The sequence below is a fragment of the Segatella paludivivens DSM 17968 = JCM 13650 genome (assembly GCF_000373185.1).
Classification (GTDB): Bacteria; Bacteroidota; Bacteroidia; order Bacteroidales; family Bacteroidaceae; genus Prevotella; species Prevotella paludivivens.
Map to the genome: position 1 here is coordinate 25,053 of NZ_KB890648.1, position 14,506 is coordinate 39,558.

Below are 14,506 nucleotides of genomic sequence, written 5' to 3' on the forward strand. Positions count from 1 at the left end.
CTAGAAGATCTTATTTGGATATACACCATCGTTTACAAGAGTTTGAATCTTGTCTACTACGCTCTGACGATCTGCAGAATAAGTAACACCAAACCATTTACTTGTTGTATCAAGAACCTTTACTGTAGCAGTATTTTCGTTGATAAGTTTGTTTACCATCAATGGAATGAAGAACTCTGCCTTAAGATTTTCCATATTCTTAGGATCAGAAAGGAACTCCTTGAAATAAGCCTCGCTATGTTCAAAATAGTCTGGAGTGAAACCCCATACATTCATTGATACAGGAGTGTTATCCTCTACTGCAACCCATTTTGCTTCTTCATCTTTGTAAGAAACCTTACCGTCTACACGCATGATTTCTGTGCGCTCAACAACAGTTGTAAGATTTTCGTTAGCATCTTTTGAGCAAATTCCACGAGCTACTGTGCCGTTATCTGAAAGAGTATTACCTATTCTGAAGCCAACCATAGCATATGTATTTTTGCTTCCTTCTGGAAGATCAGCCAAGAACTTGCCAATTACCTTGAAACAGTCACGGTTATAGAAATCATCACAGTTGATAACACAGAATGGTTCCTTGATAACATCTTTTGCCATAAGTACAGCATGATTGGTTCCCCATGGTTTCTCACGACCTTCTGGTACAGAGAATCCTTCAGGAAGACTGTCAATACCCTGGAATACCAATTTTACAGGTACATGACCTTCGTACTTAGAAAGTATCTTTGTGCGGAATTCATTTTCGAAATCTTTACGGATAACAAATACGATCTTACCGAATCCTGACTGAATAGCATCATAAATAGAATAATCCATAATGGTTTCTCCGTTTGGACCCAGACCATCTAATTGCTTAAGACCACCATAACGACTGCCCATGCCGGCAGCTAAAAGTAACAATGTAGGTTTCATAAATAATATTTTTATTGTGCTTTAATTTGAATCGTACTTTAATTTGAATTGCAAATTTAACAAATAATACTGAGAATGAATAAGTATCGCCACACTTTTTAATCAACATAACATTTTTTTTTATGCTGTAACTGATTATTTTGGGTTCTTAGTCAATTTAGGATAATATCATTCATAAAAGGGCTTAACTCTATCGGAAAAAGTTTTTTTTAATGTCACTAATGTCAGATAAATAAAGGGTTTGTGACATTATGCCATTAGTGGCATTAAAAAAACTTTTTTTGGTAGACATACTAGCCCATTTATGGAGGATTTCCCCATAAATTAACGAAGAACCTTATTTTTTACATAACTAGAAAGGCATTCCGATTGCCAAATGCAGACTTTGGCTGTCCTTGAAATTAGGTAGATTATAAAAACCACTCTTATATGGAAGGTGAAGACCTACTCCCCAGTCTACTCTAATCACAAAAAAATCTAGGTCATATCTTAATCCAATACCTGTACCAAGAGCCATTTCCTTAACAGCATTATTTAATTGAAACTTTCCCCCAGGACGATCGCTACTATCGTGCATTGTCCACACGTTTCCTGCATCCAAGAACACGGCACCATAGAGATTACCTAAAAGATGTGGACGATATTCCAAATTAGCAAGAAACTTAATGTCTCCAGTCTGGTCTAGATAAGAGTAAGTGTTTGCTGTAGGATAATAAGATCCTGGTCCCACACTTCTTACAGTAAATGCACGCACACTATTTGCACCACCAACGTAGAATTGTTCACTCCAAGGTGCCATATCAGAGTTACCATAAGCCCATATTGCACCTAGGTCAAAATGAGCTACAAGGTTTGAATGCTCTGCCAATCGCCACGTCTTTCTGAATTCTGTTTCTATTTTCACATATTGTGCATAAGAATTCTTAAACAGTTTTTTATCTTTCTCACTCCATGACTTTCCTGCAATTGCATAGCCCAATGAAAGTATATTAGCAGCCTCACTGATTGTTGTCTGCCACCATATTGGATTTCTGTATGTTTTGTCACTAGTGTATATATAACTGTATCTCATTTTAGGAATAAACTGATTCTTCATTGACACTTGAAGATAAGGACTAGCCTTCATTACAGAGTCAAATTTAGCAGTATGTGAAGTCATATACTCATACTCAAGTATAATAGGACTGAACTGATGCATAGAGTTCTTGCTTGTCTGGAAAGTATATGTTAACTCTCCTGATGCTATATGACGCTTGAAATATCCTGCCCGATTGATGATATCAGTAGAAGCCTTTAATAATGTAGACGGAGTCACAAAGAATCTACGATGCTGCATAAAAGGCATTATAAGTCTTGGAAACTCCAGAGATGCATCACCACCATATTCATACGAATTCATTTTATCACTAGTGCCACTAGCTGTATGTCCTGACTGCCATTCATAAGATCCTTTTACATTTATATCAAGCTTTTCTCCTCCGCGGAAAGCATTTCGCTTTGTAAAACCGACAATCATTCCAGGTCCCATTCTTCCACTTGTCCTGCCTGTGTAATTTGTCTCAACATAGAAATCATAAGGTTTATCAAATACACAATTCAAAGCCAAGTCTAACGTATCGCATGTGGCAGATGTGTCACGCGGAGCAAATTGAAAATCAACTATGCTAAACAGTCCATTACCAGAAATTCTATTTGAAGATTCCAAATAGTTATCGTAACTATATATATTTCCTGGTCTTAGTTTTAAATCGCGCATTATAACTCTTGGACGTATCGGAGAATGACGTCCATTGAAATGAACTGTAAAATTACGATGCACCAATGAGTCACTGAGTTGTTCCATCATCTGCTTACGCAATTGCAAGTCTACCTTTCCAATATACCATTTGCGCATTGCTCTTTCTGGAATTTGTTCTGCAAGTTGAAATTTCATCTGAACTTTACCAGGAACCGAAAGAGTATCTGCAAGATAAGAAGCATAACTTGGTTGATAATAATAATATCCATTATTACGAAACAAAGCACTCACTCGTGTTCTTTCTGCATCCAATGTAGACACATCAAAAGCATCTCCCTTATGTATAACAGCATTGGTTAATGTTTTTTTCAACAAACTGTCAGCACCTTCTGGAAACTTTTCATAAACCACGCTATCAATCGTGTATAGATGTCCCAAGTCAATATCGTAACCAATCTTTGCTTTCTTTGGATTTCTCATCGTTATTGTATTGTAATTCACGCTTCCATTAAAATATCCATGTGATTTAAGTACAGATTGAGCAACAGATGCACGCAAAGCCGGATTTACCCAACTCATCAAAACAGGAGCCTTACCAAATGATTTTGCAATCCATTTACCAATAGGTCCTTCTGATTTAGAAAAAGCATTCCAAACCCACAGACCATAAGGAAACGGAGTGCGATAATATGAACTACCAAACAATGCACCATTTGGAGCACATGCCAAAGCAGCATCAAGTTCATCACGGGTGAATTTGAAATGAGAATTACTCTCATAATTAGTATATTTTATCTTTGTCAGTCCTACATACAGTTGGTCACCTTCTGGTACTTTGTCCGTAGTGGAACAAGCTGAAAGCAGAGCTAAAACGCCAATAAACAATATGTAATTATATTTTTTCGAGATCATATTTATTTTTGCTTTACTGCATTATTTTTATCAACTACCACAGGAATTGAAGATTCAGGATCCTTGAAACGGAATATATCACTGAAATGCTGCACCTTACGACGCCATATAAAACCAGCGCCATATTGTCCTACATCTCCTTCCAACCAGTCATAACTATCACGATCATAGAATAGTTTCAAATATTGTGTTGAAGCCTTATTCAGACGATATTCAAAAGATACATTGCTAAAGAATGACTGATTCTGATTTGCCACATCTGGTCCAGTAGAGAACTTACCGCCTACAATAATTCTAAGACGGTTGTTCCAAAATCTCTTTGCAAACTTGAAAGAATAATCTGTATGCTGAATTCCGCTAGCATCCATCGCATTATCCATACCAAAGCTTAAGTCTAATGTTTTCAAAGCATTACCAGCTAGACCGTTGATTTGACTTTGCAAGAATGCACTTAATGCCGAGTTCATTGAAAATCCGTTTGTATTTCCGTCAGCAAGATACATACCAGTAGTAAGCATAGTAACAGCTATCTTTCCACGTTCCTCAACGCTCATCGTATTCAACTGATTACTTACAGCCATGTCCTCAGGGGATTGTATGATGAATTCCAACCCCATATCTTTCAATGTCTTCGTTATCTTCACACCACACTCGAAAGAAACAGTTCTACCCGTTCCACCATCAGAAGAGACTGTAGCCTTGTTTGTTTCTGTTGCTGTAATATTAAGTTTTGGATTCATGGGATCACCATTGAACTCTATATAACTTCCATCCTGTATATTAAATGTCTTCAAAGGAATTATAGGCAATGAATATTTCATCTCGCCATTGTTCAAAGTATATCTTCCTGTAAGGCGCAAATTATCAACTGTGTTATATTGCATTCTCAAATCTCCACCACCAATAAGATCAACATAGTTTGACTTACCAGCATTAAGCGCACAAAGTATATGAGCACTTTCGTTGATATTCATAGATAAATCCATATTGAAACCTGCTAATTGAGGACGGCTTACTGTCTGAGTTTTAGAATTACGAAAATCAGTAAACTTAACCAATCCGTCTAATTGGTTATCAGTCGTGATTGGTGAATCTCTCAAGATATATGTCATGTCTGTAGATCCAAGCACATCAAGTTTTCCTCTCATCTGTAAGTTGTTCAAATACCCATGCATACTTCCATAGAAATTAACAAAAGCCTTTCCAAAAACTTCTGAACGTAAGTTTTCCTTATAATCTATAATCTCTAAATTAGATGCTCTCATTTTTACGTCCATTTGCATTTTGCTTAAATCAGAGAAATCAAGATATCCAGACATTGTCAATGGACTGGCATTATGAGCATACATCTGGAAATTCTCAAACAGCAATTTACTTCCGCTTATTGTAACTGGATCATTATCAAAACGCATCTCTACACCATAAGGCTGACTCACCAGATATGCAGAATCAAGATAAATTTCTCCATTTATATTTGGTTTTGTCAAAGTCCCATTCATGCTGAGGGTACCCTCTGCATAACCCTTAAAGCCGATAATTTGTTTAGGCATAAAACCATTGAACACAGCCATCGGTGTACGGTCAAATCCTAGGTTTGCATCAATATTTCCAGCTCCTTCAGAGTTGTATGTTCCTTTAACAGTGGCTATTTTTAATCCATTTTGTGAGAGTACACCATCAACATAGTGTGAACCGTCCTTCTTTGGCATATACACAAACTCTGCTCCTATATCTCCCATTGGACAATTCTCATATATCATTTTGTCCACCGTCATATTTGTTGATACAGAAATTTCATCTTTAGTTTGTATAAAGTGATAATCTCCGTTCAAAACTCCCGATACATCAGGTGTATAAGGCAAAACAGAAAGTATATCATGCAGTTTGAATTGGTGCAATGATACTGTTAGATCTTGAAGTGCTTCTTTGTTTCCGTCATCCGTAAACAACTGGACTCCCATTCCATCATCAGACTTTAACTGAAGCTTAGCCGACAATCGTCTGTCATCCCCTAAGAACACATAATTATCATCATTGGCATTAAATGTCTTATAACCAAGTATCAGTTTATCCCCCAATATACTCATACGTATTCCATCTTGCTTCATTTCTGCCAACAACCCAAGTTGTATTCCCAATTTGTCTTTGGCATCATAAAGTTTTGCCTTCAAAGAAGAACCATGTTCATTTAATTCTCCGTCTAAAATAGCACGAAACACATATTGTGGATTTCTACGATTGTTGATAACTTGAGCACGATAAACAAACTTATCATTATCCGACTTTATGTTGAATCTTACGGTGTCAAGCCGAATACTATCCATAACCAAAGAATCTATGCTTACATTTCCTGTAAGACCAGCAATGTGCGAAGAGTGCATATCAACATTTGCTCTTGAGAAATAATAACCATATTTATTAAGAAGATAGACCAAGAAGTTATCTTTACCGCTTGAGAATGTGATACTTGCATCAGGCAACTTTCTACGCAACATAACCTGATTGATGACTCGATCTTTAAGTTGACGCTGAATCTCCTTTACGATACTTTGTCCTTGACTCAGCAATCGTTTATAACCACCTTTGGAATCTATACCAATATTGAAATCATTACTGTTAATAATTGCATGTGTCGTGTCACTACGCAAAAGTATGTCGACAGCAATAGCATCTGACTTATAAAATTTTGTACTGTCATGAATAGCCAAGTCATTAACCATTCCATTCACCTTATAATATTTTTTCATGTCTGACTCTATATCCAGATGGGCACATATAGATGCAAACAAAGGTGACTTCGTTAGCTTAAGATTATATAAATCCGCTTTAGCTAAATCGCAGACAAGCGTAGCCTTGACATTATTTTTATGTACTAATGCACTGAGGTTTATATATCCCTTTAACAAAGGATTCAGACTATTTATAATGGCATTGGCAACACCATTCTGTAATTTTACATTTGCGTTAACACGATCAAGATTGTAACCGCCATAATTGAATTTACTTATTCTGGATTTTGCAACAATCATTGTACGTGAAGAAGTAAAGTCAAAGCCTTTTCCTTTCAACGCTACATAACCTGTAAAAGGATTCAAACCATAATTTGGAACAAAGTGCTGCAACTGCAAATTCGAAGCATTTATTGTTGCATTATATGCCTTTCTATCAGCATCGAAATCAACCACGGCTCTCATATGTCCCTTACCTTCGTTTGCAATGAAGTTTGCTGCATATTTTTTTCCGTTAAACTTAAAAGCGCCATCAACATAAATTCCATTTGGTATTCTTACATTGCGGCTTATTTCTTTAGAAAGCAATGACTTTACAAAGACTAAGTTATATGTATGTGCTTTTATATTCACGCTTCCGCTAAGTTTCTTTAGATTTTCTATGTTCGATACAAAACCTTTTGCATCAAACTTGAATGCCGTAGGCAACTTTACAGCAAGTCTTGAGAAGCTCACTGATTTCATATTGCCAGTGGCTGTACCAGAAATAGTTAAAGGATAATTCGGCCATTGCTTTCTAAACGCAGACGGCATATTACCCATGAGACGTATCAAATCATGCTTTCCGAGACTTCCGTTTAAAGCTAAATTAAATTTTCCAGGATTGTCTTTTACAAATGTATTCAAATCCAAGGACACTCTTGCGTGAAGATATGATTGCGGCGTCTTAAAATAAAGATTCTGCAAAAATATTCTATTTGAGTCAAGGTGCATTTTTCCTGATAATGCGTCAACGACCATTCCGCTTTTCTCTTTGAAACTACACTCACGTAATTTCATCCTCAAATTCGGCTTAAGGTATGAAAGATTTTCTATGCCTATAGCAATGTTACTTAGGCCAAAGTGGTTATAGTCAAATCCTTTGGAATGTATCTTAAAATTGTTATCATAATTCAAGCTACCGTCTTTCCAGTCGAAACATTTTATTTTATAAGATCCTTTATATAAATCAAAATAACCGTCTTCGGTAATTGACTTACCAAGATAAGCCTGAACTCGAGTAGTGTCACCTGGCATATGAACTGTCAAGCCAGTCTTCTCAACATTCAACCGGTGAACATTGATTTTCCAAAAATTAGTTTTCTTTGTTGTATCCTTGGGTACGGTATCACTTAATGCCACATCAAGGACAGCATTCTTAAGATTCGCCTTATCTATATTTACGTGTTCAGCGCCTAAGTCAATGCAATGTGACACCAAGTCCATTCTTGCGATAGTACCCTTTACACGTGCTTCGTGAATAAAATTAGTTGTATTCACTTTCATGTCATCAAAACTCAACTCGTCTATATCTATTTTCTTACTGAAAAGAGGAATGAGTCTTACATTGGCTACTACTTTTTTGATGTCGGCAACAGTATCCTTTATCTGTGGCATGGAATCATTCTGTTGAAGAACCTTCACACCTTCAATGCCAAGATTTAATGGAAATTCAAGATTTACGTGGTTAATAGTTATCTCTGTCTTTGTCTTTTCTGAGGCGTATGCAGTTACTTGCTTTACTGCCCATTTTTGAAATGGAGGGAAATAAAACAATATTGCCAAGATGGCAAACAATATAAATGGCGTACCTATTATCCAGACACCCCATTTTACATACTTCCTCATAGGCATCAAATTATGTCAATAATAAGATTAGCATAATATTTCTTGTCGCGCTTAATAAATAACTAACTGCGAAAATATAATAAAAAAGCGAATTGTGCAAATTTTACCGACAAAACTTACACAGATTCAGCCAAAGCGTTCCATAAATTGTCATCAGGAACTGGTGAATCAATAGAAATAAGTTCTTTTGACACTGGATGAGCGAACTCAACGTGATGTGACAATAAAGATATACTCCCATCAGGATTACTTCTCTTTGCACCATACTTCAGGTCTCCTTTTATCGGACATCCCATATTTGCCAATTGGCAACGTATCTGATGATGACGACCTGTCATAAGATTTATCTCTAGCAAATTATAATTATCGGTATGGGCAATTACCTTATATTGCAAGATTGCTTTTTTTGAATTTGGAACCTCATGATTGTATACATAACTTTTATTCTGCTTTTCATTTCTTACAAGCCAATCCGTTAGCATACCTTCTGACTCCTTTGGAGCATCCTTTGTTATTGCCCAATATGTCTTATGCACTTCACCATCACGAAACATTTGATTCAAACGTGTAAGTGCTTTTGATGTCTTTGCAAAGACAACAAGTCCCGAAACAGGACGATCAAGGCGATGTACCACGCCGAGAAAAACATTTCCCGGCTTTTGGTACTTCTCCTTTATGTATTTCTTCACTGTCTCAGACAATGGCTCATCTCCGGTTTTATCACCTTGTACGATTTCGCCACTGTTCTTATAGACAATGATTATATGATTATCTTCGTAAACTGGAATCAATTTCTTTCTACTTATTGATTACATGTTCATACCACCATCAACCTGAATAACCTGACCAGAAACATAGCTAGAAAGGTCTGAAGCCAAATAAACTGCAGTATTTGCAATATCAGTAACGTTACCACCACGACGAAGAGGAATCTTACTAATCCATTCCTTGCGGATATCATCAGGCAAAGCCTGTGTCATTGCTGTATCTATGAAACCTGGAGCAATGGCGTTTGCACGGATACCCTTAGGACCCATCTCCTGACCAATACTCTTTGCCAATGCAATAAGACCAGCTTTTGAAGCAGCATAGTTAGCCTGACCAGCATTACCATGTACACCAACAACAGATGCCATATTGATTATAGAACCACCACGCTGACGCATCATTACTGGAACACAAGCGTGGATAAAGTTAAATGCACTCTTCAAGTTAACTGCAATAACTGCATCCCACTGCTGTTCTGTCATACGCAACATAAGACCGTCCTTTGTGATACCGGCATTATTTACTAAAATATCTACAGAGCCGAACTCTTCCTTAACCTTAGCTACAACTTCTTCTGTCTGCTTGAAATCAGCAGCATTACTTGCATATCCCTTTGCCTTTACGCCAAGAGATGCAATCTCACGCTCTGTTGCCAGACCACCATGCTCTTCATCTATAAATAGATCTGTAAATGCAATGTTTGCTCCTTCTTCAGCAAACTTCATGGCAATAGCCTTACCAATGCCGCGTCCAGCACCTGTAATAAGGGCTGTCTTACCTGTTAATAATCCCATTTTTCTAATTTGTTAAATGTTATATATTAAAAAATTATCTGCTAATAGATTTCCCCAATGCACCATAAACGACCTTTGCCACCAATGGTTTACTGGTTTCCTCGGTCAATCCATGTCCTAGACGACCATATATAAACGGAACTTCAAGTCCCTTTATACAATAATGAGTGATGTCTGCTACTAAATCCACATCATCAATATCAAACTCCCCATCAGCCTTGCCTTCTGCATAAACCTTACGGAACAGTTCAATCTCATCCTCATCAAAGTTCTTCCTCACCTTCTCTACCATCCAAATATTACGAAAAAATTCCGCACGCAGATTACCATTTCTGACAACCGTCTCACGTATCATACTAAGATGTGTATAAATAAGTTCAATTATTTTATCTTGAGGACGTATCTTCATACTCGCAACTTCATCCAATCTATCAGAAAGGCGTTCTAATTCAGATTCTATAACAGCTGAATAAACGTCTTCTTTCCTACTAAAATACGTGTAAAGTGTTCGACGTCCCTTACCTGAAGCAACGGCAATGTCATTCATCGTTGTATTGGCAATACCATTTTTGGCAAAAAGAAGTCTTGCTACGTCGACAAGCTTCTGCCTTGTTCTTGAGATTGACATATATGTTCCTATCTTATTTTAATTGCACATCATATTTAACATGTGCAAATGTAGGATATTTATTTTAGATGACAAACATAATATGTAATTATTAAACTTATTTTAAAAAAAGTCATATAAATATTTGGTAGTCTCAAAAATTAGTGATACCTTTGCACTCACAAAACAAGAACATAGGATAACAAACATTTCAAAGCTCTTGATTTTCAATTGGTTAATATCGCGGAGTGGAGCAGTTGGTAGCTCGCCAGGCTCATAACCTGGAGGTCGCATGTTCGAGTCTTGCCTCCGCAACTAAATTATCTCGGAACCCTTTTAAACAAGGCGTTCCGAGTTTTTTTTATTATATATGGGACAGTTTTAGGACATACCCCGATTTATTTAAAATAATCAATATTATTCATAAATAAAAAACGGATGCATTTTTGCATCCGTTTTTATGTTTATAAATATCGATTTAATCTAAAAGTCCAAACTTTATACCCTATTGGAGTTAAGTGAAGTCCATCACAAGTAAGCGGTTTACGCATTTCATTGGTGCCATGCCGATTAAAATCCTTAAACAAATTAATGTAGGTAATATTATTACGCATACAATAATGACGCAATAGTTTGTTCACAGCAGCAACTTCATCAGTCTTACCTTCCAGATTCTTCCATTGATCGAAAGTTTCATTTATAGGAAGAATACTCTGCACATACAATTTCGTGTAACGTCTATGTGCCCAGATTTTATCTATTACTTTCTGGCATTTTTCAAAAACCTCACTTGCTGTTAAACCATGGCTGATATCATTAATTCCAATCATTAGAAATACAGCCTTAGGTCTTCTTGGTAATATTTGGTTTAGCCTTTGGGATATTCCTTCAGCATCATCACCAGCAATACCACGATTTTTCACATGTCTGTACTTTAACAGTTTGCTCCAGTCTCCGGCGTATTCAGTTAGACTATTGCCTAACATTACTATATCAGTACTGTCAATATCACTCATTCGCTCAAACTCGGCAACCTTGTCATTGTAATGATCAAATGAACGATAGCTTACATGTTGTGCAAAAGCCTGTGATGAAAACAATCCTATGACAAGTAATGATCTTATTCTTAATTTATTAAAATACGTCATGATCTTAAAATTGCTCCAAAATAGCTATACGTTTCTCTGTATCAGGGTGAGTACTGAACAGTGAATTCATAAAACTTAGAAGCCCCTGCTTCATGTCATCAGGTTGAATAATAAACAATTGCGCTACATCAGCTCTTTTTACATTATCTAATCCAGGATTTCCTGATATTTTTCTCAATGCAGAAGCCAACGCTAATGGGTCACCACATAATTCAGCACCACCAGCATCTGCCATATATTCACGTTTACGAGATATAGCAAATCTTGTCAGAAGAGTAAAAAGATATGCGATTGCGCAGCACACAAGTCCTATAACCATTATTACAACTATAGAAAGTCCACCACCTTTATCATTATCATTATCGTTACTTCGTCTGCTAGTTCCACCAAACCACATCATATTATACATCATGTTCAATACCAATGACATTACTGTGGAAACTATACCAACAAAAATAATACTAGTAATAAGAAGTTTAGTATCTCGGTTGCGTATATGCGTAAGTTCATGTCCCAGCACTCCAGCAAGCTCTTTGTCATCAAGTAAATCCAACAATCCTGTAGTAACAGTAACTGTATAGCTATTCTTGTTTATTCCACTTGCAAAAGCATTCAGTTGCGGATCATCCACGATATTAATCTGCGGCATATCCATATTGCAAGTCATACACAGATTCTCCACGATATTGTAAAGACGTGGATTCTCCATACGGCTTACAGAGCGTGCACCCGTAGCTTGCTTTATCATAGATACATTTGAGAAATAGGCAATGATAAACCAAATACCAACCACTCCAAGTACCCATGGCAAATATGTCAGAAACATGTGATTTACCATTTCTTCATTAAAATGATAAACTATCTTGCCGTAATCGTTATAAACTCCACTGCTAAAATAATTTATCAAGGCAACGAAGACCCACATCATTCCAAGTATACCAACAGGAAAAACAAGCAATAAGAGCAAACTCAGGATATTATTACGACTTATCTGAGTCTGCAATCCAACATATTTCATCTATTTAAAACTTTACTTCAGGAGCTTTGTCAAATTCGGCTCTGTCTTCCTGAGGGATTTCAAACATAGGTTCCTTCTTAAAACCAAACATATTGGCAAAAATATTAGAAGGGAATACCTCTACTGCATTATTAAGCTCTCTTGTAGCTGAATTGAAGAATCTACGAACTGCAGCCAACTTATTTTCTATATCAGAAAGTTCATTTTGCAATTGAAGAAAGTTCTCATTAGCTTTCAACTCAGGATAAGCCTCCAAAGAAACTTTAAATCCAGCAAGAGCACTAGTAAGAGCATTTTCAGCATTGATTTTATCATCAATCGTAGTAGATCCCATAGCAGCAGAGCGAGCCTCTGTTACTCTCATGAATACTTCTTTCTCATGATCAGCATACCCCTTAACTGTAGCAACAAGTTGAGGTACCAAATCATGACGTTGTTTTAACTGTACATCTATATTTGCAAAAGCATTTTCACGATTGTTTCTCAGTTTTACAAGACTGTTGTAAATAGAGATACACCAAAAAACAAGTAGTACAACGACTACTAATACAATAATCAATTTCATAATCAATATAGTTTATATTTTGTTTGGTTACAAAATTAATCTAAAAGTTGTTCAAACAATGTATTATTAAGATTAATTAGGAAGAAAAAGCCTGATTGTCATTTTTAACAACCAGGCTCTATAGAATAAATTTAATTCTTTAACAGATTCATAACCTTCTCAAAATATCGCTGTGTTCGCTGAACACTGTAATTAAGACCACCATTCCATAATCGCACAGCCTTTTCTATATTATTGAAAGGATTATAATTCGATTGTATAAGTAAGAACATTTCCTTCGATTTCGAAAGACTAAATCTATCAGATAACTTATATCTCTTTTTGCTTTTTCTTCTTTTAAGTATCTGATTACATTCAATCACCAAAATAGGAGTAATCTGCATAGCTCCTACTGAACTACCTCTTTTTGCACGGTTATTACCGTGGCTTTCCACCTGAACAATCGCTTCCATCACTGGATTCCAATCGTAATTTTTTGAATCTACCCCTGATGTTGTCTCAGCTGCAAAACCAGACACAGGAATAAACGTAAATACTAAAAGTATTAATAACACAATCTTGTTTCTTCTCTTCATATTTTTTTCTTTATGGAACCTGAGCAATAGAAAAAGCAAAAATTGCTCGAGATTAAAGTCTATGTGAGAAAGAGCTTCACTTATAATCTCAGTTCCGTTAGATACCTTAATGGGTAATTCTAATAAATCAAATATTACCCTTATTCTTATCATTTGCAAAGATACAAAAAAAAATCCGTTTTACCAAGCCTTTATTATTTAAATTGTCTATTTTTAAGAATTAGAAATACTATTATAATATATTGATAATCAGCAAGTAAACAATATTTACACAGTATTTTTTCATGACAAAAAGACTGTTATTATATACCTTGCAAATTTCATCATTTTACTCTAATTTATTGGATTTATGAACGCAAGATATAAGATTATATGGAAACAAAATATCACAAACAATATGGCAGCACAATAAGATTAATCCTTATTATCCGAGCTATAAGCATTATCGGATTTTAACAGATCTATAAGATCTATAAAAGTAATCAGATCAATCGGGAGTTATCCAAAATCCTGGATAGCTCAGATTATATAAACACAAAAAAGCCTCGAAAGATATTGCTATCCTCGAGGCTTCTGTTTAAAAGAAGGCGGCTACCTACTCTCCCGCATTGTATTGCAGTACCATCGGCGCAAGTGGGCTTAACTTCTCTGTTCGGAATGGGAAGAGGTGGGACACCACCGCAATAACCACCTGATATGGGTTATGACGTATTTTTCACAAGCAAACTGTAAGAAACCTTAGTTCTTACCACTATCTTAAACAACTCAAAGTATGACCTCCCGAAAGAAAGTTTCGGGCAATTAGTAGTGCTCGGCTTTGACGTCACCGTCTTTACACCTGCACCCTATCAAC

Annotated in this window: 10 protein-coding genes, 1 tRNA gene and 1 rRNA gene; 1 reads left to right on the plus strand and 11 read right to left on the minus strand. The window is 36.2% G+C overall.

What is annotated here, in order from left to right; all coding sequences use genetic code 11:
• The 6 genes from B045_RS0108230 to B045_RS0108255 all read right to left on the minus strand — a co-directional run bounded on the left by B045_RS0108230 (position 1) and on the right by B045_RS0108255 (position 10,368).
• Positions 1-912 (minus strand): glycosyltransferase family protein, encoded by a 912-nt coding sequence (locus B045_RS0108230; RefSeq protein WP_018463798.1) that lies wholly within the window; start codon positions 910-912, stop codon positions 1-3.
• A 352-nt stretch (positions 913-1,264) separates the two neighbouring features.
• Positions 1,265-3,562 (minus strand): translocation and assembly module lipoprotein TamL, encoded by a 2,298-nt coding sequence (gene tamL / locus B045_RS0108235; RefSeq protein ID WP_018463799.1) that lies wholly within the window; start codon positions 3,560-3,562, stop codon positions 1,265-1,267.
• Between the two features lie 2 nt (positions 3,563-3,564).
• Positions 3,565-8,178 carry a translocation/assembly module TamB domain-containing protein gene (locus B045_RS0108240; RefSeq protein WP_025884179.1) on the minus strand — a complete coding sequence of 1,538 codons (4,614 nt, stop codon included), beginning with the start codon at positions 8,176-8,178 and terminating at the stop codon, positions 3,565-3,567.
• A gap of 116 nt (positions 8,179-8,294) precedes the next feature.
• Complete coding sequence (locus tag B045_RS0108245) at positions 8,295-8,969, minus strand: RluA family pseudouridine synthase (RefSeq protein WP_018463801.1); 675 nt, start codon at positions 8,967-8,969, stop codon at positions 8,295-8,297.
• Between the two features lie 18 nt (positions 8,970-8,987).
• Positions 8,988-9,740: a 3-oxoacyl-[acyl-carrier-protein] reductase gene (fabG, locus tag B045_RS0108250; protein ID WP_018463802.1), complete on the minus strand. Its 753-nt coding sequence runs from the start codon at positions 9,738-9,740 to the stop codon at positions 8,988-8,990.
• 34 nt (positions 9,741-9,774) lie between these two features.
• Positions 9,775-10,368, minus strand: coding sequence for a TetR/AcrR family transcriptional regulator (locus B045_RS0108255; protein ID WP_018463803.1), 594 nt, complete (start codon positions 10,366-10,368; stop codon positions 9,775-9,777).
• Between the two features lie 221 nt (positions 10,369-10,589).
• Here B045_RS0108255 and B045_RS0108260 point away from each other — a divergent pair.
• Positions 10,590-10,662, plus strand: a tRNA-Met gene (locus B045_RS0108260).
• 149 nt (positions 10,663-10,811) lie between these two features.
• On the opposite strand, the gene B045_RS0108265 is transcribed toward B045_RS0108260, so the two are convergent.
• The 5 genes from B045_RS0108265 to rrf all read right to left on the minus strand — a co-directional run bounded on the left by B045_RS0108265 (position 10,812) and on the right by rrf (position 14,348).
• A complete protein-coding gene (locus tag B045_RS0108265) occupies positions 10,812-11,495 on the minus strand; it encodes a GDSL-type esterase/lipase family protein (RefSeq protein WP_018463804.1) in 684 nt (227 codons plus the stop codon).
• A 4-nt stretch (positions 11,496-11,499) separates the two neighbouring features.
• On the minus strand, positions 11,500-12,513 hold the full coding sequence (locus B045_RS0108270) for a M48 family metallopeptidase (protein ID WP_018463805.1): 1,014 nt from the start codon (positions 12,511-12,513) through the stop codon (positions 11,500-11,502).
• 4 nt (positions 12,514-12,517) lie between these two features.
• On the minus strand, positions 12,518-13,078 hold the full coding sequence (locus tag B045_RS0108275) for a LemA family protein (protein ID WP_018463806.1): 561 nt from the start codon (positions 13,076-13,078) through the stop codon (positions 12,518-12,520).
• 131 nt (positions 13,079-13,209) lie between these two features.
• Positions 13,210-13,653, minus strand: a complete 444-nt coding sequence (locus B045_RS0108280) for a lysozyme family protein (protein WP_026234374.1) — start codon at positions 13,651-13,653, stop codon at positions 13,210-13,212.
• Positions 13,654-14,235: 582 nt separating this feature from the next.
• Positions 14,236-14,348, minus strand: a 5S ribosomal RNA gene (rrf, locus tag B045_RS0108285).
• Positions 14,349-14,506: the final 158 nt, after the last annotated feature.

What these genes read in the sequence shown, in the direction of transcription:
- B045_RS0108280 (WP_026234374.1), bottom strand. Translation starts at nt 13,653, where the DNA reads ATGAAGAGAAGAAACAAGATTGTGTTATTAATACTTTTAGTATTTACG.
- tamL (WP_018463799.1), bottom strand. Translation starts at nt 3,562, where the DNA reads ATGATCTCGAAAAAATATAATTACATATTGTTTATTGGCGTTTTAGCT.
- B045_RS0108230 (WP_018463798.1), bottom strand. Translation starts at nt 912, where the DNA reads ATGAAACCTACATTGTTACTTTTAGCTGCCGGCATGGGCAGTCGTTAT.
- B045_RS0108255 (WP_018463803.1), bottom strand. Translation starts at nt 10,368, where the DNA reads ATGTCAATCTCAAGAACAAGGCAGAAGCTTGTCGACGTAGCAAGACTT.
- B045_RS0108240 (WP_025884179.1), bottom strand. Translation starts at nt 8,178, where the DNA reads ATGAGGAAGTATGTAAAATGGGGTGTCTGGATAATAGGTACGCCATTT.
- B045_RS0108275 (WP_018463806.1), bottom strand. Translation starts at nt 13,078, where the DNA reads ATGAAATTGATTATTGTATTAGTAGTCGTTGTACTACTTGTTTTTTGG.
- fabG (WP_018463802.1), bottom strand. Translation starts at nt 9,740, where the DNA reads ATGGGATTATTAACAGGTAAGACAGCCCTTATTACAGGTGCTGGACGC.
- B045_RS0108265 (WP_018463804.1), bottom strand. Translation starts at nt 11,495, where the DNA reads ATGACGTATTTTAATAAATTAAGAATAAGATCATTACTTGTCATAGGA.
- B045_RS0108270 (WP_018463805.1), bottom strand. Translation starts at nt 12,513, where the DNA reads ATGAAATATGTTGGATTGCAGACTCAGATAAGTCGTAATAATATCCTG.